This window comes from Anaerococcus porci (assembly GCF_009696575.1).
Classification (GTDB): Bacteria; Bacillota; Clostridia; order Tissierellales; family Peptoniphilaceae; genus Anaerococcus; species Anaerococcus porci.
Genome location: NZ_VULQ01000008.1, coordinates 80,251 through 105,491, shown reverse-complemented (window position 1 = coordinate 105,491; position 25,241 = coordinate 80,251). Strand labels below are relative to the sequence as shown.

Genomic DNA, 25,241 nt, shown 5'->3' with positions numbered 1-25,241 from the left:
GAGACTGTGTAAAGTTTTGTGTATAGAAACCTCCTGATTAGGGTAAAGAAAAACTAACCAGGAGGAATTTTTATGCCAAGAAAAAAACAGAAACAAAGTTAAACAAAATATCTAAGATGTTAATTGAAGAATATCAGCCTCAAAGTGCACAAGATATTTAAGAAGCACTAAAAGATCTTTTAGGCGATACAATACAAGAGCTTTTAAAAGCAGAATTAGATAAGCATTTAGACTATGAATATGGTGAAAAACCACTTTCCATAAATACAAGAAATGGAGCAAGTAAAAAAACAGTTAGATCATCTTACGGAAACATAGAATTAAACATACCAAGAGATAGAGAAGGAACACTTGAACCACAATCATTAAAAAAATACGAAAAAGACATATCAAACATAGAAAATCAGATAAGATCAATGTATGCCAAAGGAATGACAACAAGAGACATATCAGGTCACATCAAAGATATCTATGGTTTTGGAATATCAGAAATAATGGTAAGTAAAATAACCAATAAAATACTACCAACCATAGAAGAGTGGCAAAATAAACCACTAGAAAAAATCTATCCTATGGTCTTCTTAGACGCCATACACTATCACGTAAGAGAAAACAACATAGTAGTCAAAAAAGCAGTATATATAGCCCTAGGCTACAATCTAGAAGGCTTTAAAGGAATACTAAGAATGTGGGTAGGAGAAAACGAATCAAGCAAATATTGGCTCTTAGTATTAAATCAGCTAAAAGAAAGAGGGATAGAAGATGTATTAATATTCTCAACAGACAACCTTCCAGGATTTAGCCAAGCCATAGAAGCAGTATACCCAAAAGCCGAAATCCAAAAATGCATAATCCACCAAATAAGAAACTCAACAAAATATGTATCCTACAAAGATATAAAAGAATTAATGAAAGACTTAAAAGCAGTATACAAGGCACCAACAGAAGAACTAGCTTTAACAAACCTAGGAATATTTGAAGAAAAATGGGATAAAAAATACCCAATGTGTGTAAGCTCTTGGAAAAATAACTGGACTTAAACTTCTCACATATTTCAAATACCCAGAAGGAATAAGAAAACTAATATATACAACAAACGTGATGGAAAACTTCAATAGACAACTGAGAAAAGTAACCAAAAATAAAACAATATTTCCAAATGACTACGCACTACAAAAAAGCTTGTACCTTGCAATGGTATATGCCTCAAGCAAATGGACAAGTAGAATTCGTGGCTGGGATCAAATCTTATCCCAATTATCAATATTTTTTGAAGGGAGGTTTTAAAAACAGGTAAAAAAACTATAAAATCAGCTGGAAATTTTCATGAAAATTTGACAGTTTATTCAGTTCGTATAAAATTAAAATAAGCTCCATCCTATAGGAATGGACAGAGATTGATACATAAAAAATTGTATCAACCCTTACCCTTTTATCAGGAGTCAGGTTGATACATAAAACTATTTACAGACCCGACCCTCTTATTAAAGAGTAAACTTTCTTAATTCTTTCATATTTTTTATAAGGATTTTTCCCTTATCTTCTAAATCTATGATTCCCATATCCTCAAGGTAAGATAATTTTCTAGACATGGTTTCTCTTGATATACCTGCGTATGAAGCAAGCTCTTGGCGCGTTATATTTGTATCAAGTAGAATAGTTCCATTAGCTTTAATCTTTCCATAGATTCCAATTAAATCAATTAATAGCTTTGCAACTTTCATATCAGCATTTATTACAATAAGTCTATCTATGAGTTTTTCACTTTTTCTTATTCTCTTATAAGATTGGTCTATAAGTCTTCTAAGAAAAATCTTGTTGTTTATAAGTACACTAAAGTCATATTTATCAAGCTCAATTATCTTGACATCACTTGTAGCAAGACCATGATATATATAATCTTCGTTTTTCAACATGTTGTGTCCTCCAACAAATTCACCTTTGCCATAAATATATAGAATTTGTTCGCGTCCATCTGATATTAGCATAAATATTTTTATAAAACCTTCATATATTACAAACATTTTTTCTGGCTTATCTCCAGGAGAGAAAACAGTTTCTCCTTTTTTATATTCTTTTATTTTAACATCTTTAGAAAGTCTATCAAGTTCTTTTTTTGTCAAAAAATTAAATAAGTCAATTTTTCCATAATCAAGGCTCATTTTATCACTTTTGCGTTTTTTCTTTTACGCTTTCCTTTCTATACAATTCTAGCAAAGAGTTAGCGTAAGATTCAAGTGACTTAGCTTTTTTCTTATCCATTGCTTCAACACCTTTTAGTTTATAGTCTTTTCCGATTTCCTCATATTTTTTTATTCCTAGGGTGTGGTAGGGTAGAATTTCAATTTTCTCTATATTTTTACTTATTGGATGAATGAATTTGACAAGGTTTTCCATATCTTCTTTGCTATCAGTAAAGCCTGGGACCATGACATGTCTTATCCAAATAGGGGTAAAGGAGTTTTTTATATAGTCTATAAATTTTAAAAGCTTATCATTTGAAAATCCAACCATTTCCTTGAAACCTAGGATGTTATAGTGTTTTATATCTAAAAGTATAAGGTCGACTTTATCTATTATTTCTTCGTAGTAATTACTATTTCCAATTCCTGATGTATCAAGACATACATGGATATTTTCTTTATGTAGACTATCTATCAATTTGATTAAGTCTTTTCCGTGAATAAGAGGTTCTCCACCTGAAATAGTTACACCGCCACCATTTTTGAAATAAGGCTTCATTCTTTTTGCTTTTTCTACAAGATAGTCTACACTTACTTCTTTACCCTTTAGTGTATTTTGGATGTCAGGATTATGACAGTAAATACAGTGAAGAGGACAACCTTGTAAGAAAAATATAGTTCTAATTCCTGGTCCATCAACAAGTCCCATAGTCTCTATAGAATGTAATCTTAGCATATTGTCCTCTCCTTATCTTTTATTTTAATATATTTAAGCTATATCGTGGAATGTCCTTTGAAGAACTTCTCTTTTTTGCTCATTTGTTAACCTATTAAATCTTACAGCATATCCTGAAACCCTAATAGTCAAGTTTGGATATTTTTCCGGATTATTGTAAGCATCCATCAATTTTTCTCTTTGAAGGACATTTACATTTAAATGAAAGGCATCTTGTCCAAAGTAGCCATCCATTATATTTACAAGATTTTCTACTCTTTGTTTATTTTCTTTACCTAAGGCATCTGGAACTATAGTAAAAGTATTTGAAATGCCATCTTCACAAACACACTCATATGGAAGTTTAGCTACAGAATTAAGAGATGCAAGTGCACCATTTTCATCACGTCCGTGCATTGGGTTTGCACCTGGGGCAAATGGTTCACCAACTTTTCTTCCATCTGGTGTGGAACCAGTTTTTTTACCATACATTACATTTGAAGTGATTGTAAGGGCAGATAGGGTATGGTGGGCGTTTTTATATGTTGGGTGTTTTTTAAGTTCATCTGAGAAATAGGATAAAATTTCTACAGCAATATCATCAACTCTTGAATCATCATTTCCATACTTAGGGAAGTCCCCAAAAGTCTCAAAGTCAACCGCTATACCATCTTTATCTCTTATTGGCTTAACTTTAGCATATTTTATGGCTGAAAGTGAGTCAGCAGCAATTGAAAGACCCGCAACTCCACACGCCATATTTATCTTGACTTTTGTATCTAAAAGACCCATTTGTCCAGCTTCATATGCGTACTTATCATGCATGAAGTGAATAGTATTTAAAGCTTTTATATACATTTTAGCAACTTCCGCTAAAACTTTCTTGTAGTTTTTCATTACCTTATCATAGTCAAGGTAATCATCTTCAATTTTTTCTACATCATCAAATACTTTTATAAATGATCCATCCTTATTTCTCTTCTTTTCATCAATTGAACCATTTATAGAGTAGAGGAGTGATTTAGCTAGATTTGCACGTGCTCCGAAAAATTGCATTTCTTTTCCAACTTCCATAGCAGATACACAGCATGCTATAGCATAGTCATCACCATACATATTTCTCATCAAATCATCATTTTCATATTGGATTGAATCTGTATTAATTGACATTTTTGAACAGTAATTTTTCCAAGCTTTTGGTAAATCTTTTGCCCAAAGTACAGTCATATTTGGTTCAGGAGATGGACCAAGATTTGTAAGGGTGTGAAGGAAGCGGAAGGCTGTTTTTGTAACAAGACTTCTCCCATCTAGTCCCATACCACCGATTGATTCTGTAACCCAAGTTGGGTCTCCACCAAACACTTCATCATATTCAGGTGTTCTTAAGTGTCTTACAAGTCTTAGTTTAATAACAAGTTGATCTATTAATTCTTGAGCTATCTTTTCATCAATTAGTCCTTTTTTCATATCTCTTTGGATATAACAGTCTATGAATGTAGTATTTCTGCCAAGGCTCATTGCAGCACCATTATTTTCTTTAACTGCAGCAAGATATCCAAAATATAGCCATTGAACAGCCTCTTTTGCATTCTCAGCTGGTCTTCTTATATCAAAACCATACTTATCTGCCATATTGATAATTTTACCTAAAGCCCTAATTTGTTCAGAAACTTCTTCCCTAAGTCTAATGGAAGCTTCTATATCTTCTTCACTTATAGGAAGTCTATCTAAGTCTTTTATCTTTTCTTCAATTAGTCTATCCATACCATATAGAGCTACTCTTCTATAATCACCGATTATTCTACCACGTCCATAGGCATCTGGAAGACCTGTTAAAAGTCCTACTGAACGAGCCTTTCTAATTTGCTTCGTATAAGCATCAAACACACCTTGGTTGTGAGTTTTTCTGAATTCTTTAAAAGTTTTTTCTAAAGTTTTATCCATACTTTGACCATAAGCATCTAGTGCTTGTTCAACCATCCTATATCCACCATATGGATTTACAATTCTTTTAAGAGCTTCATCTGTCTGAAGACCAAATATAACTTCATTTTCTTTATCAATGTAGCCTTCGTCATATCCATCTATTGTTGCAAATCTTGTAGTATCAGCATTTCTATAATTTTCAGTGACTTCTTTTTTAATCATTTCATCAACTATATGGTGAAGTTTTTTAGTTTTTTCACTCATACCTACTAAAAAAGATTCATCACCTTCGTAGGGGGTGTAATTTTCTTGGATAAAATTACGAACATTTATTTCGTCTTTCCAAATCTGACCCTTAAAATTTTCATATGCCTTCATTGTAGCCTCCTATAATTTATGTTAATTTAAATAGTTTCTTTATTTATATGTCAATTATATAAGGAAGGGGAGAGTTAAGTCAGTGATTTAAATCACATAATAAAAATTTTTATGAATTTATAATGAATTTTAGAGAGTAATAAAAAGTAGATGAAAATTGATTTTCATCTACTTTTTTATATTATTTTTTCCTAGGATTTTCTATAGCTGCTTGTGCTGCTGCAAGTTTTGCTATAGGAACTCTAAATGGTGAACAAGATACATAGTCAAGTCCTACTCCATATAGGTATTTAACTGTAGTTGGCTCTCCACCATGTTCTCCACATATACCTAAGTGAAGGTTAGGATTTGCTTTTTTGCCCTTTTCTACTGCAGTTTCTACTAAGAAACCAACACCCTTTTGATCTAGTACTTGGAATGGGTCTTTTGCAAAGATGTCCTTATCAAGGTATAAGTCTAAGAATTTACCAGCATCATCTCTTGAAAGTCCAAATGTCATTTGTGTAAGGTCATTTGTACCAAATGAGAAGAAGTCAGTTATTTCTCCAATTTCATCAGCTGTTATGGCAGCTCTTGGGATTTCAATCATTGTACCTAGTAGATAGTCGATTTTTTTACCTTTTTCTTCAAATACTTTTTCAATTTCATCTTTTACTTCTTCTTTTACATAAGAAAGTTCTTTTGCATCAGATGAAAGTGGAATCATTATTTCTGGAACAACTTTAATTCCATCTTCATGACAATGTAAAGCAGCTTGAATTATAGCTCTTGCTTGCATTCTTGAGATTTCTGGGTATCTTACCCCAAGTCTAAGTCCTCTAAATCCAAGCATTGGGTTTACTTCTTCAAGGTCTAATATCCTTTTCTTAACTTGAGCTATTTCCATATTTAAGTCTTCAGCTAGAGTTCTTATCTCTTCTTGTCCACGTGGTAAGAATTCGTGAAGAGGTGGATCTAATAGTCTTACTGTAACTGGTCTTTCACCCATGAGTGAGTAGATTTTATAGAAGTCATCTTCTTGCATTGGAAGAATTTTATCTAGGGCTTCTTTTCTAGTTTCTTTATTGTGAGCTAGAATCATCTTTCTTACTTGGAAGATTCTATCAGCTTTAAAGAACATATGTTCTGTCCTACATAAACCAATTCCCTCTGCTCCAAATTCGAGGGCTTGTTTAGCATCATTTGGTGTATCGGCATTTGTTCTAACTTTCATATCACGATACTTATCAACCCAACCCATAAATTCACCGAAGTCACCTTCAAGTTTTGGATTTTGTGTTTCAAGCTCTCCTAGATAGATATTTCCTGTAGAACCATCTATAGAGATTATGTTTTCATCTGTCAACTCTTTACCGTCAACTAATACAACTCTTTCATCTTCTATAACTTCTATATCATGGGCACCAGATACACAACATTTTCCCATACCTCTTGCAACTACGGCAGCATGGCTTGTCATACCACCCCTTGCAGTTAGTATTCCTGTAGCTGATACCATGCCTTCTAAGTCTTCAGGGCTTGTTTCTTCACGTACAAGAATTACATCAACACCCTTAGCAGCTCTTTCCTTAGCTTCTTTTGCTGTAAAGGCAATATAACCTACAGCAGCTCCTGGACTTGCTGCAAGACCTTTTGCAATTGGGGTATTTTCATCTATTGCTTTTTGAGATAGGGTAGGGTGAAGGATTCCATCTAAGTCCTTAGGATTTACCCTAAGAATTGCTTCTTTTTCATCGAGTAGACCTTCATGAACCATATCTACAGCAACTTTTACTGCAGCTTGAGCAGTTCTTTTACCATTTCTTGTTTGGAGTAGATATAATTTACCATCTTGTATAGTAAATTCCATATCTTGCATATCTTTGTAATGTTGTTCAAGTTTTTCGCTTGTGTCATAGAATTCTTGGTAGACATCAGGCATAGCTTCCTTTAAGGTGGCAATTTCTTTAGGTGTTCTAACTCCTGCTACTACGTCTTCACCTTGAGCATTTATTAAGTATTCACCAAATAGTTTGTTTTCACCTGTAGCTGGATTTCTTGAGAAAGCTACTCCTGTACCAGAATTATCACCCATATTACCAAATACCATTGATTGAACATTTACTGCGGTTCCCATAGAATCATCAATATCATTAAGTTTTCTATAAAGGATTGCTCTTTCGTTATTCCATGATGCAAATACTGCAGTTATTGACGCATCAAGCTGTTCTCTAGGATCTTGTGGGAAGTCTTCGCCTTTTAGAGTTTTATAAACTAACTTGTATTTTTCTACAACCTCTTTTAAATCTTCTGCTGTAAGGTCAGTATCTTCTTTTACACCATTTGCTCTTTTCTTGGCTGTAAGTACTTTTTCAAAATTATTTTTATCAATTCCCATAGCAACGTCTGCAAACATTTGTATAAATCTTCTATAAGAATCATAAGCAAATCTTTCGTTATTTGTTTTTTTGCTAAGGCCTATAACTGCATCATCATTTAAACCAAGGTTTAAGATTGTATCCATCATACCTGGCATTGAAACAGGAGCACCACTTCTTACTGATACTAATAATGGGTCTTCGGTAGAACCAAAGGTTTTCTTATTGTGTTCTTCAAGGTCTTTGATATGCCTTGTGATTTCATCTTTTAGACTGTCCCAAATCTTTTTATCTTCCTTATAAAATCTTGCACAAGCTTCTGTTGAAACTGTGAAACCATATGGTACATTGATGCCCATATTTGTCATTTCTGCTAGATTTGCGCCCTTACCACCAAGTAATGAGCGCATTGATTTGTCGCCCTCGTTAAAATTGTATACGTATTTTTCTGTCATTTTTTTCCCCTTTCGTATTCATTTAACGTATTAACTATGATATCAGAAGTTTCTTCTATTGACTTATTTGTAACATCTATAATTTTACAAGATAAGTCATCCATAATATCTTTAGCATATTTAAGTTCTTTTCTTATTTCATTAATATCTGAATACTTACTTTCACTGAAGATATTTAAACTTTTCAGTCTTTCTTCCCTAAGACTTTTTAACCTATTCTCATCTATAGTGAGACCAAAAATCTTATTTGAATCTATTTCAAATAATTCTCTAGGTAGGCTTGCCTTTAATAGTATAGGTATATTACATACCTTAAGACCCTTACTAGCAAGATAGATAGATAGGGGGGTCTTAGATGACCTAGAAACTCCAATAATAGCTATATCACAAGCTTTTAGTGATCTAAAATCCTTACCATCATCATATTTTATGGCAAAGTCAAAAGCATTCATAGTCTTAAAGTGAATGCTCTCATAAAGACTTTGGCTAGAGTACCTATTTTTAGGTTTTAGTTTGAGTTTTTTTGATAAATTCCTTATAGAATATCCAGTAATGTCTACATATGATATATTATTTAGCTCACAAAAGTTATTGATATACACATTCATCTGTGAATCTTGAAATGAGTGGTAGATGAAAAAGTTTTCATTAGTCTTTCTTATAAATTCTAAGTTATCTTTCAAAGAATCAATATCTCTTATATCAGGATATATATTTATAATAGTATCAACATCAAATTGACTAAGAGAAACTTTTACAATTTGCTCAGTTGCATATCCGCTAGTATCTGAAAGAATATTTATACTTAGCTTCATTAAGCTACCACCTCCTTACATTAGATTCTAATATAATTATAGCATTTTTTTATAAAAATCCAAGCATAATAATCGTTTTCTATTTTTATATATTTATACAAGCTTATATTTAAAGGCTTTTATTTTATCTTTTCCTTTTATTCGATATTTATGGTATTTTTTCTATTTATTCATAGAAAAGTATAAAAAAAGGAATAATATAAGAATATTGACATTTTTTTAAAGTAAAATATAATGATTAAAGAATTAAATACTAAACTTTGACAAAAAGGAGTAGTAGGTGGATCTTTATAGAGAGAAGACGGTTGGTGGAAGTCTTTAAGAAAAACCTATGAAGGTTAGTTTGAAATAGTTTAATTGTAGCATGCATATATGCAAATAAGAGCCTTTTATAAAAGGAATATAGGTGGTAACGCGATAATCTCGTCCTAGAGAATGTGTTACCATTTTTTAATTTATTTTAGTTAGGAGATTTTATGCAAACAAAGTACGAACCTAAAGATTTTGAGAAAGATATTTATAAAAAATGGGAAGAGGGTGGCTATTTTAAGTCAAAAGTTAATAAGGATAAAAAACCATTTACTATAGTTATGCCACCACCAAATATAACTGGAAAACTTCATCTAGGTCATGCCTTAAATAATACTATTCAAGACATTATAATCAGATATAAGAGAATGCAAGGTTTTGAAGCTTGTTGGATACCGGGAACAGATCATGCCTCAATTTCAACTGAGGCTAAGGTTGTTGAAAAAATAAGAAATGAAGGAAAGAGCAAGGATGAGCTTGGTCGTGATGAGTTTTTAAAAGAATGTTGGGATTGGACCGAAGAATATGGTGGAACCATAAAAAAACAATTAAGAACGATAGGAGTTTCTTGCGATTGGGATAGGGATTCCTTTACTATGGATAAAAATCTTACAAAAGCTGTAAGACGTGTCTTTAAAAAGATGTATGATGAAGGTCTAATCTATAGGGGAAATAGGATTGTAAACTGGGACCCTGAAGCAAAAACTGCTTTATCAGATGCAGAAGTATATCATAAGGATCAAGAGGGACACTTATGGTATATAAAATATTTCTTTGAAAATAGTGATGATTATATAACCATAGCTACAACAAGGCCTGAAACCATGTTTGGAGATTTGGCAGTAGCAGTTAATCCAGAAGATGAGAGATTTAAGGATAAAATTGGGAAAAACTTAATACTTCCTCTTGTAGGAAGAAAGATTCCCTTAATTGAAGATTCCTATGTAGATATGGAATTTGGTACAGGTTGTGTAAAAATCACTCCATCCCATGATCCTAACGACTTTGAAGTTGGAAAAAGACATAAGTTGGGACAATGTGTAGTTATAGATGAGGCTGCCCACATTAAAGAAGGCTATGGTAAATATTCAGGTCTTGATAGGTATAAGGCAAGAGAGCTAATAATAGAAGATTTAGAAAAAGAAAATCTTTTAATTAAGACTGAAACTATAGAGCATGCTGTAGGTTATAGTGAAAGGACAAAGGTTGTTATAGAACCATTGATTTCTAAACAATGGTTTGTTAAGATGGAAGATCTTGCCAAAAAAGCAATAGAAGTCTATAAAAATGGTGAATTAAATTTAATTCCAGAATCTATAGGAAAGACCTATATGAATTGGCTTTTAAATATCAGAGATTGGTGTATATCTAGACAATTATGGTGGGGTCATAGACTCCCAGTTTTCTATACTGAAGATGGAGAGATTATTGTGTCTGAAGATGATCCAGATGAAAATGGAATGCTAGAAGGTAAGAAGGTTACCCAAGAAGAAGATACCCTCGATACTTGGTTTTCATCAGCTCTTTGGCCTTTTGCAACCTTAGGTTGGCCTGATGAAACAGAAGATTATAAATACTACTTCCCAACAGATATTCTTGTTACTGGCTATGATATAATCTTTTTCTGGGTTATAAGAATGGTATTTTCTTCTCTTTATAATACAGATAAGATTCCGTTTGACCATGTTTTATTCACAGGTCTTATAAGAGATCCTCAAGGTAGAAAGATGTCAAAATCCCTTGGAAATGGAGTTGATCCAATTGATGTAGTAAATAACTATGGCGCAGATGCCCTAAGGTTTACAATAATAACTGGGAATTCTCCAGGAAATGATATGCGTTATGATGAAAAAAGAATTATTGCAAGTAGAAACTTTGCAAATAAACTTTGGAATGCAACAAGATTTGTTTTAATGAATATAGATGAGTCTGACGATGTAGAATTTAAAGATTTTGACCTAAGTCTTGAGGATAAGTGGATACTTAAAAGATTAAATAATGTTATAGAAGAGGTATCTAAAAACCTAGATAAATATGAAATTGGTCTTGCTGCAAGTAGGATTGAAGACTTTATATGGGAAGAGTTTTGTGATTGGTATATAGAATTTGCCAAGGAAAGACTAAACTCAGAAGATGATAAGGCTAAGTCCACAGTTAAAAAAGTTTTAGTATATGTTCTAAAAGATATGATAGCCCTTCTTCATCCTTTTATGCCATTTATAACAGAAGAAATCTACAAGCAATTGCCAAATAAAAAGGATATGCTTATAGTTGAAGATTGGCCAAAGGCTAGTGATGACTTTAACTTTGATAATGAAGCAAGAATTGTAGATGGAGCAATTGAAGCTATAAAATCAATAAGAAATCAAAGACAAACTTTAAATCTTGGTTCAAAAACTAGACAAGATCTTGTAATATATTCATCTGATGAGAAAACAAGAAGTTTCTTAGATGATTTAAAGGGTCAATTTATTAATCTTTCTAAGTCTGGTGAAATATCTATAATAGCTGAAGATAAGGAAGTAGAAGATGCAGTAAATCTTATCTTTAATGACTTTAAAATATATATTCCTTTAGAAAATCTTATAGACTATGATAAGGAAAGAAAAAGACTAAGAGATGAGATTAAAAACATTGAATCTGAAATAAAAAGAGCAGAAGGAAAATTAAACAACCAAGGTTTTGTATCAAAAGCACCAGAAAAAGTAGTAAATGAAGAACGCGAAAAGCTTGAAAAATATCAAGACCTTTTAGAAAAAACAAAAGAGTCTTATAAGGTAATTGAATATAAGTAATGTATAAAGATTTTGCCTATATATATGATAAACTATCTTTTGATTTGGAATATGAAAAGTATAGCCAAAATATAAAAAGACTATGTGATGAATATAAGATAAAAAAAGTTAAGATGTTGGAGTTAGCATGCGGCACTGGTATGCTAACCCAATACTTTTTTGATGATTTTGACCATATAGATGCCCTTGACTTATCTCAGTCTATGCTTGAGGTTTTTTCTAAAAAACATCAAGAAGATAATGTAAGCTTATATAATTACAATATGGTAGATTTTTTAAATGAAAATTCGTATGATTTAATAGTAATCCTTCTTGATTCTATAAACTATGTTACTGATGAAGATGAGTTGAGAAAATTATTTAAAAATTCTTATAAGAATTTAAAAGAAGGTGGACTTTTAGTCTTTGATATAAATTCAGCCTATAAAATGGATCAAGTTTTCGGGTCGAACTCATTTGTATATGAATATGAAGATATATTCTACACTCGGGATAATATAAAAGAAGGCGACATAATTGATATGGAACTTAATTTTTTTATAAAAAATAATGATGGTTCATACAAAAGAATTGTAGAAAATCAAATAGAAAGATACTATTCAATAGATTTTATGAAAGCCTTACTTAAAAACAATAACTTCACTGATATAAAAATATTAGATGAGGACACATTTGCCCAAGTCAAGGATTATAGCTTAAGGATTTTATTTTCTGCTAGAAAGGATAAAAATGAAAGAAGGTAGGGTTAAATTTTTTGACAATAAAAGAGGATATGGTTTTATTGAAACAGATGGTGGAGAAGATTATTTCTTTCATTATTCTGAAATTATATCTGATGACTCTTACAGGACTATAAAAAAAGATACTAAGGTTGAGTTTGAGACAAAAGATTTTGGTAGGGGAAATACTGCCTTTAATGTAAGGGAGATTGGAAGATGAAATATATAATTGTTTTATTATTTTTTATCCTTCTACCTCAAATCTTTTATGCCTTTAAGTATAAAAATTATAAAGATTTAAAAAATGGATCTAGGTTTTTTATAAAAGAGGAAAAAAACCTTAAGGATAGGAAAAAAATAATTTTAACTAATAGCGATGGATTCGATTTATATGTAAATTTATTTGATTTAGAAAAGCCCAAAGCTGTAGTTCAGATAATCCATGGAATGCTAGAACATTCTTTAAATTATTTAGAATTTGCAAAATACCTAAATGATAAGGGATATGCTGTAGTTATAGCTGATAACAGGGGACATGGGAAAAGTATTTCAGAAAATCATCCTTCAGGCTTTATAAGAGACTATCATGAGCTTATAGATGACCAGGTAATTGTAAATAAGTATATAAGGATGCTTCATAAGGACAAAAAAATTTATATGCTTGGTCATTCCATGGGTTCCTTAATTGCAAGAAATTATTTGAAAGAGAATGATCAAACTATAGATAAATTAGTTCTTACAGGAACTGTTTCTTATATTCCAATAGCTAGTATAGGTGTATTTTTGGGAAATATAATCTCTTTTTATCTAGGAGAGAAAAGAAGGTCAAAGCTTTTAGATAAACTATCAGGAATCACTTCAAAAGATTCATCTTGGATATCTTATAATAAAGAAAATATAAGGATAAAGGAAAATGATCCAATGAGGCTTAATGGATTTCTTGCAAAAAGTAATGTTTCTTTGTTTTCCCTTGTAAAAGGACTAAATGAAAAGAAAAAATATAAACTTAGAAATAAGAAACTCCAAATCCTTTCTTTAAATGGAATAGATGATGATGTGACAGGAGGAGAAGAAGGAATAAAAAGAAGCCTTGGTATTTTAAAATCATTAGGATATGAAAATATAGACTATAAAATATATGACAAAATGAAGCATGAAGTTTTAAATGAAGAAAATAACATAGATGTTTTTGATGATATAAATAAGTTTTTTAACATTGAATAAGTCTTAATTTTTATAATGATGAAATTATAAAGATAGAATATAGTCTTTAAAATCATTAGTTTATAAAAATAAAGTATGTGTTTGGATAAAATCAAATAAAACAGAAGAAAATTAAGCATATAAGCTTTTTAAAATATTATATTTAATATTAAAATCTTTGGGTAATTATATAATAAGAAAGAGAGGGGATATTATGAAGATATTAGTAACAGGATTTGATCCTTTTGGTGGAGAAACTACTAATCCTGCTATTGAGTCGGTTAAAAGAATTGATGAAAATATAGAGGGTGTAGAAGTTATAAAACTTGAAATACCAACAGTATTTCACAAATCAGCAGATGTGCTTGAAGAAAAATTAAAAGAAGTTAAACCAGATGTTATTCTTTGTGTAGGTCAAGCTGGTGGAAGGTACGATTTAACTGTTGAAAGAGTAGCTATAAACCAAGATGATGCAAGAATAGAAGATAATGAAGGAAATCAACCTATAGATGTCAAAATTAGAGAAGATGGTAAAAATGCTTACTTTGCATCAATTCCTATAAAGGCTATGGTTGAAGAAATTAAAAAAGAAAATATTCCAGCCTCTATTTCAAATAGCGCTGGGACCTTTGTTTGTAACCATATAATGTATCAAGCACTTTACTTGGCTGAAAAATATGGAAATATTAAAGCGGGGTTCATCCACGTACCATTTTTACCAAATCAAGTTTTAGATAAGCCAAATACAGCTTCTATGAACCTTGATGATATAGTCAAGGGACTAAATGCTGCAATTAGAGCTATAGTAAATCATGATGGTGATGACTTAGAAGTTACTGGTGGACAAATAGCATAGTTTTAGTTTGCTGCTATAAGGCTTTAGCTTTATAGCAGTTTTCTATATTTGATTTTTATGCTATATTTGTAAAAAAGGAGGATATATGAAGTTAATTATAGAAAGCTTATCCAAATCGTTTGGCAAAAAGGAGGTTTTAGAAAATGTAGATTATGTATTTGAAGAAGGTATAGTCTATGCACTTCTAGGAAGAAATGGCTCAGGTAAGACAACGCTTTTTTCTCTTATAAGTGAACAGATAAAAAAAGACAAAGGAAAAGTTTTCTTAGAAGAGGATGGGGTGAAAAATGAGATAAACTTCAAAGATGTATTTTTCATGGTGGCAGAACCAAATCTTCCCAAATTTCTTACAGGAAGAGAGTTCATTAAGTTTTTTATAGAAGCCAATAAGGATAGGATAAAGGATAAAAAACCTATAGAAGATTATTTTAAGATCGTAGATTTTGATATAAATGATATAGATATACTTATCCAAGGTTATTCGACTGGAATGAAAAATAAACTTCAAATGCTTATGTTTTTAATACTCAGGCCAAAGGTTATTCTTATGGATGAACCGCTTACAAGCCTTGATGTAGTAGTTCAATTTGAGATGAAAAAGATTATAAGAAAAATCCATAAAGAGCATATAATAATTTTTTCAACTCATATCCTACAACTTGCCAAAGATATTTGTGATAACATAGTTCTACTACATAATAAAAATCTTCAAAAGGTTGACGAATCTATCAAAAATGATAAAGACTTTGAAGATAAGATAATTACTCTTTTAACTACATCTGATGATAGTATAAAAGTGCTAGATAAAAACTTTAAAGATTTGGAGGATGAGTATGAATCATTATCTTAGTTTATTTTTAACAAGTGAAAGGATTAAGGTAAGTGAGGTCTTCAATGGCCTTATCTATGGGATTAGAAAAATCCCATTGATGGGTAAATACTTAGGTGATAAGTATTATTTTTATGATTTCAAACAGATAATGCATACCTTTATACCGATTTTTTCAATTATTTGGCAAATTATAAAATCTTTTTTAAGTTTTATTTTTGTAATAGCTGTAAGTGGTGTTTGGGTAAAACTTATAGGTGATATTGGAAGTGATTTAGGAATATCTATTTTAAGTTCTTTTCCTAAAAGTGGTAAAGAACTCCTTTTTACTTGTCTTCCCTTTGTCGTATATATTGCCTTTAATCTTTTAGGAAACAATATCTTGGATAATGGTTATAAGTTTAATGATTTAAGTAAAAATTTTAATTATTATCCTAAGGACTTGGCTATGATTTTTACATTTTTTGAGCCATTTTTATGCTTTATAGGTAGAAGTCTTGCCTTTTGTATAGTATCCTTATTACTTGCAGGTATTAATCCAGTCTATACTTTTTTATACAGCTTAGGTCTTTACTTTTTTATCATAAATATGACAGCCTTTTGGACAAGGATAAATGGAGATAGAAAAGAAGAATTTATTAAAAATCCTTTTGTAAAAATTATTTTGGTTTTATTTTTTGTTTTTCTTATATCATTTCTTACTCTTTTAATAAGAGTTGATATAAAAGTATTAAGCTTTGGTTTTTTGCTTTTAAATTTATTTGGAATATACTTTTCAATAAGTTTTTTAAAGAATTTTAGAGCTTATGATAATATGATAGAAAAGGCTGTAAATTCTTATAGTGAGCAAATGAGAAAGGCAGAGAATACAAATAAAAATTTAGTTGAGCTTAAAGATAAAGATATAAGGGTAAATAAAAAAATAAATGTAGAGGGATTTGAGTATTTAAATAGACTATTTTTCTTAAGACATAGGAGAATTTTATATAAACCAACTCTTATAATGACAGGTATTTTTATACTGGTTGGTTTTGGATGTTTTTGGATTTTATCAAGACTTAAAGTAAGCTCAGATGAGGTATATAAAATCTTGATATATGCTATACCAATAATATCCTATATACTTTTTAAGCAAGATAAGATTCTTATAGCTTTTTATAAAAATTGCGATTCATCACTTTTGTATTATGGTTTTTATAGGGAAGATAAGAAGTTATTAAAAATGTTTTGGTTAAGATTTAGGGCTATATTTAAGATTATGCTTATTCCAATTATTGCTATGACCTTGATTTATATGTTTTTTTTCCTTAAATTTATAGATGGGGATATAGTTAATTTTATTCTTCCTATAGTTTATATAATATTAAATGGGATATTTTTTACTGTTTTACCTTTATTTCAATATTATTTATTTCAACCCTTTGATAAGGAAGGCAATCAAAAATCAATCCTAGTTGTGTTAATGAATTTAGGAATATATTATATGTTTATCTTTGCATTTCCATCATTAATGGTTTACTTGGGGGAAATTAAGTTTATGTTGGCAATGTCGGTATTTATTTTTTTATTTGCCTTACTTGCTAGCTTTTTAATATATAAGTTTTCACCAAAAACATTTAAAATCAAAAATTAAAAAAAGAGCTGTTAGACAACTTGACAGCTCTAGAATTTTATTTATTTTCTTTTAAGTATCTTTTTCTATCTATTCATAATAGAATCAGGTATCATTTTACTAGTTACATAAATTAAAAATGGCAAAACAATAGCATCATCTAATATTCCTAAAAATGGAATGGTATCAGCAATTAAATCAGCAGGCATAATAGCATAAGCTATTGCAAAAAGTCCCAAAAACTTTGCTAGCTTTGGTGTATTTTTATCCCTCATAGCTCTAAAGTATACTGGAATAAAAGTTGATATCTTTGAAAAATTATTTTTGAGCATATAATCCCTTTTCTTTCTTTTATAAATATATTTAATTTCTAACTTAATTATACTTTGATTTTTCTTTTTGTAAATTAAAAATCTTAAAGCTTGATTTTAATTGTTGATTTAAATAACTATATTATGCAAAATGATTTTTTCAAGTTATAATAGTATAAAAGGAGAAAAAATGACTTTACAAGTAATAAATAAAGATATTTTAAAATTGAATGTAGATGCTATTGTAAATGCAGCAAATATAGATCTTTTAGAAGGTGGAGGAATTTGTGGACAAATTTTTAGAGCTGCAGGAAGAAAAGACTTAAAAAAAGCTTGTGATAAGCTTTCACCTATAAAAACGGGGCAAGCTGTTATTACAGATGGGTTTAATTTAAAACAAAAATATATAATCCATACTGCTGGTCCAATATATAATGAAATTTATAAGGAAGTGTGTAGGAAACTTTTAGAAGATTCTTATATGAACTCCTTAAAGCTTGCCAAAGAAAATAATATTAAATCAATTGCTTTTCCTCTTATTTCAACTGGAATCTATGCATATCCTTTAAATGAAGCCTTTATGATAGCAAGGAATACTATAGAAGAATTTCTTCATGATAATGAAATGGAAGTTTATCTTTCGATTCTTGGCAATAGCTTAATTAATTTAATAATGTCTTAATCATAGAATTCTTTCAGTAAAAATATTAATAATATCTAAAGCATAAGGGCTGATTTCTAATTAGAGTAATTAAAATTAAGCCAGATATGTAAACTTATAGCAATATTACTAAAGATTGCTAAATACAGAAAAAGTTTTTGTAAAACACTTTTTGATTAGAAAATTGATACATTATTTATGGATAATTAATACTCTATAAGGCTGAAGTATATAGATAATATATCAAACTAATCTAATATTAATTGATATAGGGCTAAAAATCATAGAATTAATGATATAGTCAGTAAGATATTTGATTAAGTGAGAGTTGAAATATGATTAAAATAGAAAAAATTAAGTGATAATTACAAAATACAATTATCACTTAATCTTCAAGCTTTATCTTGCGTTTTTATTAGTCAACTAGTTTACTTGTTACATCAACAACTCTTTTGGCTTGTACTCTTACTGCACCTTCAAGGTCGTTTGCAAAACCATCATTTGTAGCTGTACCACTTGCTCCATATGGATTTCCACCTTGTGTATAAACTTCATCTGCAGTATATCCAATAGGAAGAATTATTGCACCCCAGTGAGCTGCTGTTGTATAGATTGCTTTGATGGTTCCTTCTTGACCACCATTGTTATTTTGTGCTGATGACATAGCAGAAACCACCTTATTTATAAGTTTACCTTGAGCCCAAATACCACCTTGTGCATCTATAAATGCTTTAAGTTGACTTGCTACATTTCCAAATCTAGTTGGTGTTGAAAACAAAATTGCATCAGCCCATATTAAATCATCTGATGTAGCTTCCTCTATATATTTTGATTCATCAAGGTATTTTTTCCAAGCTGGATTATTTTCAGCTAAACTTTCATCTAAAGTTTCTTTAACTTTTAGAAGTCTTACTTCTGCTCCATTTTTTTCAGCTTCCTCTTTAGCCCATTTAGCCATTTGAAAGTTGTGTCCTGTTTGTGAATAGTATATTATTGCAAGTTTCATTGTTTATTCTCCTTTTTATTTCAAAAATTATCTCTAACTAGTGATATTATAAATATAACCATATTCAGGAATTCTAAACATTATTTATTAATTAACTTTTATTTATATCTTAATAAAGCAAGCTTTACTTTTGGAATTTTGGGTAAAAATAGAAAAAGAGAAGTAGTTTAAATAAAAAAAGGATGAGATATGGAATTAACTGATAAATTTGAAAAAGACAAGTGTAGAAAACCTGTAGAATATTCATTGATACATAAGGAAATACCTCTCAAAATGACAGATGACATGGTAAATGCAATAGCATATCTTTTGTGGTACGTGCCAGATATATCATCTATTCAATCAAAATCTAACGAATTAGTTTCTAATATGGAATATGATCTTTATACTTTTATAGAAATAATGAATTATATGGAACTTAGGGATGAGGATTGTCTTTTTACTGATAAAATAGATGAGGATTTAGCAAATGAATATAGGAAAAGAATTTGTATCAATACTCAAAAGATTATTTTAACCCAATCGGATAATGAGACCAAGACTGAATCTATGCTAAGGCATATAAGAAATGCTATAGCCCATGGATCATTTACTATAGTAAATGATCTTATGATAGGATTTGATGAAAAGATAATAGGAAAAGATGAAATTCAAACTACTGCAATTTTTAAAATAAAGCCTAAAAATCTTTTAAGGGCTCTTAGAGAAATTAATGAGGATTTAACTAATGAAAAACTAATTTCAAAGGCTCTTAGAAACTCTTCTTATTGGGTTGAACCATATCAAGAAGATTATGAAAGAAGCAATAAATTTGACTTATTTGCAAAAAAGAAAAATAAAAAATATGCAATAGAGATTAGAAATTACAAAAGACAAAGAGATATTGATAAAGGATTTGCTAATAAGCTTGCTGACGATATTAAAAATATAAGGGATGATGATATAAGACCAGTCCTTGTCATAAATTCTTCTTTTTTAAAAGATGAATCTAAAAACGAGCTTATATTTAGAAATGTATTAATCTTAGATGTTAAAAATATCAAGAAGATGCTCAATGGAAGAGATATGATAAGAGAAATTGAATTAGTTCAAGATCAATATATAAATAGAAATAAAAATTAATATATTAATGTATTATGTGTTTATAAAATATATTAAAAAAGATAGAGAATAAAGGGATATACGATGGAAAAAGAAATTATATGACTTCGTTGAGCTACTTTTATTAAATTTTTGTAAGATTTATAATACCAATATATTCTTAAGTTTCATAGTTTAATATAGTTAATTTTTTGGAGATTATTTTCTTTAATAAATTCAAGAATTATATATAAGCATTTTGGAAATATATTTTGAAATATATAATATTTGCTTTTGCTTATAAAATGTAAAGGTATAATAAATAATGATAGGCTATTATAAGTAAAAAGGAGAATATAATGACTGAAAGACGTGACGACAAAAATAGTCAAAGAAAATCTTCTGATTCAAGAGAAAGCAGAAGAGTAAGAGCTACAAATAATTGTTTAAAAGATAATAAAATCTCTTGGAGTGCAATAATTGCAGGTGCAATATCATTTTCAGCTGTATTTATAGTCTTAAGTTTATTAGTTTGGGCATTGGGACTTGGGATTTTTTCTCCAAATAACCAAAATTCACTATCATCAACTGGAATAGGAGTTGCAATTGCAACTGTGATAATACTTTTAATTTCGTTTATAGTTTCAGGTTTTATAACAGGTGTTTTTTCTAAAGGACAACCGCTACTACATGGATTTATGAGTTGGGCTCTCTCAATTATTCTTCTATTTTCACTAATAACAACAATAATAGTACAAGCTTTAGGTCTTGCAGAACAACCGGTTCAAACAGTGGCTGATTCTGTTATAAGTACAGCAGGAGATGCAAGAGGAAATGTCCTATCAAGTGTTGCTGATTCTATATCTGGTGTCGATACAAAAGAGCTTGAAGAAAATATCAAGAATACTTTTTCTAAAACAGATATAGCTGAACTACAACCAGAATTTATAACAAAGAATTTAAATGAAGTAAAAGCTGAAATATCAAACGCTGGAAAGGAACTTTTAACAAATCCAGAAAATAAAGATAAAATTTTAAAAGATCTTTCTGATTCACTTGAAAAGAGAGCAACAGATATTACAAATTCTATTAATAAGGAAACTATTCAAGAAGAAGTTTATAAAAATTCCAACCTAACAGCACAAAAATCTCAAGAAGCAGTAGATAATATTTTCAATGGTTTAGAAACAGCTTCTAAAGAAGCAAGTAAACAAATTACAAATGCTAAAGAAGCTTTGAATCAAACTAATAAAGAAGCTGATAAGACTATAAAAGATGTTAAAAATGGTACTGAAAGCACTACAAATAAAGCATCATTTGCAACAGCATTAATAATCTTATTTCTAATAATTGGTCTTGGTATAGAGATTTATGTCGCAAGACTTGGCGAAGAATATATGATTAAATATTAATTTAAGATTGAAAAAATCCTGAATATTTCAGGATTTTTCTTTGTTTTATTTTATATTTTCAAGTACGTAAGTTTTTGGATTGTCTGTATTTATTTTTTGATCATATTTTAGATACTTATCATTTTCATCAAGTTCATATGAATCATCTATTGAAATTACAAGTCCTGAATAATCAAGATTAAAAAAATCACTTCGTAGATAATTAATTCTATCATTTTTGCTAGTTTCACTATCTAAGGCATTTTTAACAATATATGCCTTGGATGTTTCTTTTAGAAGATGTGTTAGGGTAATAGGGGAGTTTTTAGTATTTTCATTTACAAGAATAAAAATATTTTTATTTTCAAGATCCCTATCTTTTTTTATATCTATATTAATAGTGTCGTAATACATATAATAGTCTTTGTTTATATAATCAAGTTTTTCAGGATACTTACTGGAGGGATTTTCCATAAAAGATGATGATATATTTAAATTATCTTTATTTTCCTTCATAAAACTTAGGTTTTCCTTAAGAAGATTTCCCCTATAAAAGACAAGTTTTTCCTTTTGATAATCATCATGAATTAAAAGAGAAAGTAGTCTAAAGGCATACTTATCATCTATGGACTCATTATCCGAAAAATCTAAGTAAATATTTTTTATATTTGTATTCTTTTTTAGGATATCTTTTATCTTATTCATATCTTCTTCTAAATTCATACTATTAAAGGCAGGAATTGTTATTTCAAGTATAGACCCGTTTTCATTAATATTAATTTTAGGAAGATTTGATTTTTTTCCTATGAGTCTCTTATACCTATTTACAACTTGACTATTTCCTAAAATTTTAGCTCTTGGAGAGTTTTTATCTTCCTTATAATAGTCAAAAATCATATCATATGATTTTTTATCTAGGATTTTTGTCCTATTATCGGAAAGTATGCTTAAATAAGAATCTATTATATCATAAAATTCTTGGTCAGTTTTTGACTCCTTTACTTTATTGAAATTGGAATCATAGGAGTCCGAGAACTCTTTAAAAGCTTCCTCACTATCATTATCTATAACATGATTTCTAACTATAGTTTCATAAAGCTTTTTAAAATCTTTCTCTTTCTCAGAACTTGTTAGGGATCTACCATCTGTATTTGCAACAAATACATTTTGTGTAATTGATTCTAGAAACTGATTTCTAAATTCAGGGTAATCAAAATTTTTATATTGGTTAAAGAATCCATATACAAATCTAAATATAAGAAAAATTATTAAAAATAAAATAAGAAGAAGGACTAACCTCCTTCTCATATAGGTTTTTTTCTTTTTTTTCCTTCTTATTTTATCTCTTTTTTTAGTTGAGCTTATTCTTATATCTTTTTTTCTTGTTCTTTTGTTTTTATGTCTTGATGATGATAAATTTTTTTTTCTTTTCATAGTTCACCTATAAATAATATAACAAATATTGTAATATTTCCCAAATTATTTAGGTAAAATTATTGAAAAAGTAGTGCCTTTACCAAGCTTTGACTTGAGTTTAATTTTACCACCGAGACTTTCTACAAAGTTTTTACTTATTGATAGGCCTAGTCCATGTCCATTTAGTTTGGTATTTCTTGCATCATCAATCCTATAAAATCTTTCGAAAATGACTTCTTTTCTATCTTCACTTATTCCTACTCCATTATCTTTTATATCTATATAAATATTTGTTTTATCATCAGTTAAAGATATTTTTATAAGTCCATCTTTATCTATAGCCTTGATAGCATTTGAGATAATATTTTGTATTACTTGTGTTATTTTATCCTTATCAGAAAAGATTACTACATTGTCCTTTATATCTTCAACCAAAGCAATGTTTTCTTTATTAAACCTTGGTTTTATAGTATCAAGGATTGACTTTAGATGTATTGAAAGATTAAATTCTTTCTTTCTGATTTTTACATACTCAGTATTATCATCGAAAGACTTATTTAAATTTACTACCAAACCTTCAAGCCTAAATATTTCATCAAGAATTGACTTAAGTGTATCATCATCAACTTCAATAACTCCATCTTTTATGGCTTCTATATATAATTGTAAATTTGTAATAGGAGTTCTAAGTTCATGGGATATATCTTGGGCGTATTGTTTTCTTAATTCTTTTTGATTTTTCAAATTGCTTGAGAGATATTTTATATTATTTTGTAAGTTTTCAAGTTCTATTATCTGACTATCTTTAAGTTTTATATTATAATCCCCATCTTTAATCTTTATAGTTGCATCAGAGATTTGTTTAATAGGATTTGTAATGTTATCAGATAAGATTAAAGCTATTAAAATTCCTATAGAAACAGAAATTACAATAGCTATGAGTAATGAATTTTTAAAATTACTTAAAAGTTCATTTGCAGCCATTTCTCCTGAATCATATGTCACTATAAGCTGTGCCATATAGTCATTAAGATTAGGCGAATAAAGTTCATAGGATTGAGTTTTTCCTGACTTATGATCAGATTTTCTGCCCTTAAAAATCATAACAGTTTCATTATCCTTATTTAAGATTTCTATATCTACATTTAAATTCTTAGAAAACCAATCTAGTCTTTCTTTAAAGTTATTTGGATCTTCACTTTTTAATAAATGTTCAAATTCTTTTTTTATCTCAGATGGTCTCCTAAACTCTGTTGTATCAAGGAAATTTTTAGTATAGATTCCTAAAAGATAAGATATAGCTATAGAAAAAACAAGAATACAGGCAAGAATTCCCGCAACAAAGTTTTTAATTATTTTATTTTTTAAGGATGTCATCTATCCCACCTGACTTATATCCCATTCCATAGATTGTCTTAATATAGGTAGGTTTTTTAGGGTTATCTTCAATTTTTTGTCTAATATTTTTAATGTGGGTATCAATTGCCCTATCATAGGCATCATAATCATAACCAAAAGTTAATTCAATTATTTCTTCTCTAGTAAATATCTTATTTGGATTTGAAAAAAGTGTCTTAATAATTTGGAATTCATTCTTGGTTAAAAAAATTTCTTTTCCATCTTTAAAAAATCTGTTGTATTCAAGATCCATTTCAAGTCTTCCATCTGTAGTTTTTATAATATCAGCTCTTGGTATATTGTATTTTTCAATTCTTCTAAGCACTGTTTTTATCCTTTGAATTAATTCTTTAGGAGAAAATGGCTTAGTCATATAGTCATCAGCTCCAAGTTTTAGACCATTTACTATATCATCTTCATTTACCTTTGCTGTAACCATTATTACAGGTATTTCAGACTTATTTCTAATTTCTTTGATTACTTCTTCTCCTGATATTTTTGGAATCATTAAGTCGAGTAAGACTAAGTCTATTTCATTCTGTTGAAAAATTTTTAAGCCTTCTTCACCATCATATGCTTGGTAAACTTCGTAATCTTCCTTTTCTAGATATGACTTTATAATCTTTGAAATTCCAGCTTCATCTTCTATTATTAATATTTTAATATTATTCATCTAATTCACCTCTATTATTTTTATACCCTAGTATATTTTATTTTACTATATGAAATATTTGCGTTTTTATTATGTATATTGCAAAAAAGTGGGTATATATATAATAAGACAAAAAGAAACACTTAATTAGCTTTGCTTTTTAAGGTATAGTAT

At 29.3% G+C, this 25,241-nt stretch carries 20 protein-coding genes and 1 pseudogene; 11 read left to right on the top strand and 10 right to left on the bottom strand.

The genetic code is table 11. The features are described 5' to 3' along the window. Window positions 1-116 precede the first annotated feature (116 nt). Window positions 117-1,287, top strand: a pseudogene (locus FYJ26_RS07575) (IS256 family transposase). Window positions 1,288-1,484: 197 nt separating this feature from the next. Here FYJ26_RS07575 and FYJ26_RS07570 read toward each other — a convergent pair. The 5 genes from FYJ26_RS07570 to FYJ26_RS07550 form a co-directional block, all read right to left on the bottom strand. Next, window positions 1,485-2,123 (bottom strand): Crp/Fnr family transcriptional regulator, encoded by a 639-nt coding sequence (locus FYJ26_RS07570; RefSeq protein ID WP_229771225.1) that lies wholly within the window; start codon window positions 2,121-2,123, stop codon window positions 1,485-1,487. A 43-nt stretch (window positions 2,124-2,166) separates the two neighbouring features. Then, window positions 2,167-2,919 (bottom strand): pyruvate formate-lyase-activating protein, encoded by a 753-nt coding sequence (pflA, locus tag FYJ26_RS07565; protein ID WP_154541184.1) that lies wholly within the window; start codon window positions 2,917-2,919, stop codon window positions 2,167-2,169. Window positions 2,920-2,952: 33 nt separating this feature from the next. Next, window positions 2,953-5,202 (bottom strand): formate C-acetyltransferase, encoded by a 2,250-nt coding sequence (gene pflB / locus FYJ26_RS07560; protein ID WP_154541182.1) that lies wholly within the window; start codon window positions 5,200-5,202, stop codon window positions 2,953-2,955. A 181-nt stretch (window positions 5,203-5,383) separates the two neighbouring features. After that, window positions 5,384-8,014, bottom strand: a complete 2,631-nt coding sequence (gene ppdK / locus FYJ26_RS07555) for a pyruvate, phosphate dikinase (protein WP_154541180.1) — start codon at window positions 8,012-8,014, stop codon at window positions 5,384-5,386. Then, window positions 8,011-8,829, bottom strand: coding sequence for a pyruvate, water dikinase regulatory protein (locus FYJ26_RS07550; RefSeq protein ID WP_154541178.1), 819 nt, complete (start codon window positions 8,827-8,829; stop codon window positions 8,011-8,013). Before FYJ26_RS07550 ends, ppdK begins: the two co-directional genes overlap by 4 nt. 476 nt (window positions 8,830-9,305) lie before the next feature. On the opposite strand from FYJ26_RS07550, the gene FYJ26_RS07545 reads away from it, so the two are divergent. From FYJ26_RS07545 to FYJ26_RS07515, 7 genes are all read left to right on the top strand, one after another. Beyond that, window positions 9,306-11,933 carry a valine--tRNA ligase gene (locus tag FYJ26_RS07545; protein ID WP_154541176.1) on the top strand — a complete coding sequence of 876 codons (2,628 nt, stop codon included), beginning with the start codon at window positions 9,306-9,308 and terminating at the stop codon, window positions 11,931-11,933. Then, window positions 11,933-12,676, top strand: a complete 744-nt coding sequence (locus tag FYJ26_RS07540) for a class I SAM-dependent DNA methyltransferase (RefSeq protein WP_154541174.1) — start codon at window positions 11,933-11,935, stop codon at window positions 12,674-12,676. Before FYJ26_RS07545 ends, FYJ26_RS07540 begins: the two co-directional genes overlap by 1 nt. Further along, the gene (locus FYJ26_RS07535; RefSeq protein WP_154541172.1) at window positions 12,663-12,872 is read left to right on the top strand and encodes a cold-shock protein; all 210 of its coding nucleotides are present in this window, start codon (window positions 12,663-12,665) and stop codon (window positions 12,870-12,872) included. The genes FYJ26_RS07540 and FYJ26_RS07535 overlap by 14 nt, the downstream gene beginning before the upstream one ends. Beyond that, a complete protein-coding gene (locus FYJ26_RS07530) occupies window positions 12,869-13,876 on the top strand; it encodes an alpha/beta fold hydrolase (protein WP_154541170.1) in 1,008 nt (335 codons plus the stop codon). Before FYJ26_RS07535 ends, FYJ26_RS07530 begins: the two co-directional genes overlap by 4 nt. Window positions 13,877-14,069: 193 nt before the next feature. Beyond that, window positions 14,070-14,711 carry a pyroglutamyl-peptidase I gene (gene pcp, locus FYJ26_RS07525; protein ID WP_154541168.1) on the top strand — a complete coding sequence of 214 codons (642 nt, stop codon included), beginning with the start codon at window positions 14,070-14,072 and terminating at the stop codon, window positions 14,709-14,711. 85 nt (window positions 14,712-14,796) lie between these two features. Further along, a complete protein-coding gene (locus FYJ26_RS07520) occupies window positions 14,797-15,561 on the top strand; it encodes an ABC transporter ATP-binding protein (RefSeq protein ID WP_154541166.1) in 765 nt (254 codons plus the stop codon). After that, window positions 15,545-17,173: a hypothetical protein gene (locus FYJ26_RS07515; RefSeq protein ID WP_154541164.1), complete on the top strand. Its 1,629-nt coding sequence runs from the start codon at window positions 15,545-15,547 to the stop codon at window positions 17,171-17,173. The genes FYJ26_RS07520 and FYJ26_RS07515 overlap by 17 nt, the downstream gene beginning before the upstream one ends. Window positions 17,174-17,238: 65 nt before the next feature. Here the strand turns inward: FYJ26_RS07515 and FYJ26_RS07510 are convergent, their stop codons facing one another. After that, window positions 17,239-17,484, bottom strand: a complete 246-nt coding sequence (locus FYJ26_RS07510; protein ID WP_154541162.1) for a YkvA family protein — start codon at window positions 17,482-17,484, stop codon at window positions 17,239-17,241. A gap of 169 nt (window positions 17,485-17,653) precedes the next feature. Between FYJ26_RS07510 and FYJ26_RS07505 the strand changes: the two genes are divergently transcribed. Further along, a complete protein-coding gene (locus FYJ26_RS07505; RefSeq protein ID WP_154541160.1) occupies window positions 17,654-18,145 on the top strand; it encodes a macro domain-containing protein in 492 nt (163 codons plus the stop codon). Between the two features lie 394 nt (window positions 18,146-18,539). On the opposite strand, the gene wrbA is transcribed toward FYJ26_RS07505, so the two are convergent. Beyond that, complete coding sequence (gene wrbA, locus FYJ26_RS07500) at window positions 18,540-19,130, bottom strand: NAD(P)H:quinone oxidoreductase (protein WP_154541158.1); 591 nt, start codon at window positions 19,128-19,130, stop codon at window positions 18,540-18,542. Window positions 19,131-19,319: 189 nt separating this feature from the next. On the opposite strand from wrbA, the gene FYJ26_RS07495 reads away from it, so the two are divergent. Then, entirely contained in the window at window positions 19,320-20,252 is a 933-nt protein-coding gene (locus FYJ26_RS07495; protein WP_154541156.1) for a hypothetical protein, read from the top strand. A 317-nt stretch (window positions 20,253-20,569) separates the two neighbouring features. Further along, window positions 20,570-21,622 carry a TIGR04086 family membrane protein gene (locus FYJ26_RS07490; RefSeq protein ID WP_154541154.1) on the top strand — a complete coding sequence of 351 codons (1,053 nt, stop codon included), beginning with the start codon at window positions 20,570-20,572 and terminating at the stop codon, window positions 21,620-21,622. A gap of 45 nt (window positions 21,623-21,667) precedes the next feature. Here FYJ26_RS07490 and FYJ26_RS07485 read toward each other — a convergent pair whose 3' ends face one another. Genes FYJ26_RS07485 through FYJ26_RS07475 form a run of 3 tightly spaced genes read right to left on the bottom strand, consistent with a single transcriptional unit; the run spans window position 21,668 to window position 25,088 of the window. Then, entirely contained in the window at window positions 21,668-23,035 is a 1,368-nt protein-coding gene (locus FYJ26_RS07485; RefSeq protein WP_154541152.1) for a hypothetical protein, read from the bottom strand. Between the two features lie 45 nt (window positions 23,036-23,080). Next, on the bottom strand, window positions 23,081-24,394 hold the full coding sequence (locus FYJ26_RS07480; protein ID WP_154541150.1) for a sensor histidine kinase: 1,314 nt from the start codon (window positions 24,392-24,394) through the stop codon (window positions 23,081-23,083). Next, complete coding sequence (locus FYJ26_RS07475; protein WP_154541148.1) at window positions 24,375-25,088, bottom strand: response regulator transcription factor; 714 nt, start codon at window positions 25,086-25,088, stop codon at window positions 24,375-24,377. The genes FYJ26_RS07480 and FYJ26_RS07475 overlap by 20 nt, the downstream gene beginning before the upstream one ends. Window positions 25,089-25,241 lie beyond the last annotated feature (153 nt).

Bases quoted from the DNA above. Each gene is read 5' to 3' on its own strand.
- pflA (WP_154541184.1), bottom strand. From the start codon at position 2,919: ATGCTAAGATTACATTCTATAGAGACTATGGGACTTGTTGATGGACCA.
- pflB (WP_154541182.1), bottom strand. From the start codon at position 5,202: ATGAAGGCATATGAAAATTTTAAGGGTCAGATTTGGAAAGACGAAATA.
- ppdK (WP_154541180.1), bottom strand. From the start codon at position 8,014: ATGACAGAAAAATACGTATACAATTTTAACGAGGGCGACAAATCAATG.
- FYJ26_RS07550 (WP_154541178.1), bottom strand. From the start codon at position 8,829: ATGAAGCTAAGTATAAATATTCTTTCAGATACTAGCGGATATGCAACT.
- FYJ26_RS07545 (WP_154541176.1), top strand. From the start codon at position 9,306: ATGCAAACAAAGTACGAACCTAAAGATTTTGAGAAAGATATTTATAAA.
- FYJ26_RS07540 (WP_154541174.1), top strand. From the start codon at position 11,933: ATGTATAAAGATTTTGCCTATATATATGATAAACTATCTTTTGATTTG.
- FYJ26_RS07535 (WP_154541172.1), top strand. From the start codon at position 12,663: ATGAAAGAAGGTAGGGTTAAATTTTTTGACAATAAAAGAGGATATGGT.
- FYJ26_RS07530 (WP_154541170.1), top strand. From the start codon at position 12,869: ATGAAATATATAATTGTTTTATTATTTTTTATCCTTCTACCTCAAATC.
- pcp (WP_154541168.1), top strand. From the start codon at position 14,070: ATGAAGATATTAGTAACAGGATTTGATCCTTTTGGTGGAGAAACTACT.
- FYJ26_RS07520 (WP_154541166.1), top strand. From the start codon at position 14,797: ATGAAGTTAATTATAGAAAGCTTATCCAAATCGTTTGGCAAAAAGGAG.
- FYJ26_RS07515 (WP_154541164.1), top strand. From the start codon at position 15,545: ATGAATCATTATCTTAGTTTATTTTTAACAAGTGAAAGGATTAAGGTA.
- FYJ26_RS07510 (WP_154541162.1), bottom strand. From the start codon at position 17,484: ATGCTCAAAAATAATTTTTCAAAGATATCAACTTTTATTCCAGTATAC.
- FYJ26_RS07505 (WP_154541160.1), top strand. From the start codon at position 17,654: ATGACTTTACAAGTAATAAATAAAGATATTTTAAAATTGAATGTAGAT.
- wrbA (WP_154541158.1), bottom strand. From the start codon at position 19,130: ATGAAACTTGCAATAATATACTATTCACAAACAGGACACAACTTTCAA.
- FYJ26_RS07495 (WP_154541156.1), top strand. From the start codon at position 19,320: ATGGAATTAACTGATAAATTTGAAAAAGACAAGTGTAGAAAACCTGTA.
- FYJ26_RS07490 (WP_154541154.1), top strand. From the start codon at position 20,570: ATGACTGAAAGACGTGACGACAAAAATAGTCAAAGAAAATCTTCTGAT.
- FYJ26_RS07485 (WP_154541152.1), bottom strand. From the start codon at position 23,035: ATGAAAAGAAAAAAAAATTTATCATCATCAAGACATAAAAACAAAAGA.
- FYJ26_RS07480 (WP_154541150.1), bottom strand. From the start codon at position 24,394: ATGACATCCTTAAAAAATAAAATAATTAAAAACTTTGTTGCGGGAATT.
- FYJ26_RS07475 (WP_154541148.1), bottom strand. From the start codon at position 25,088: ATGAATAATATTAAAATATTAATAATAGAAGATGAAGCTGGAATTTCA.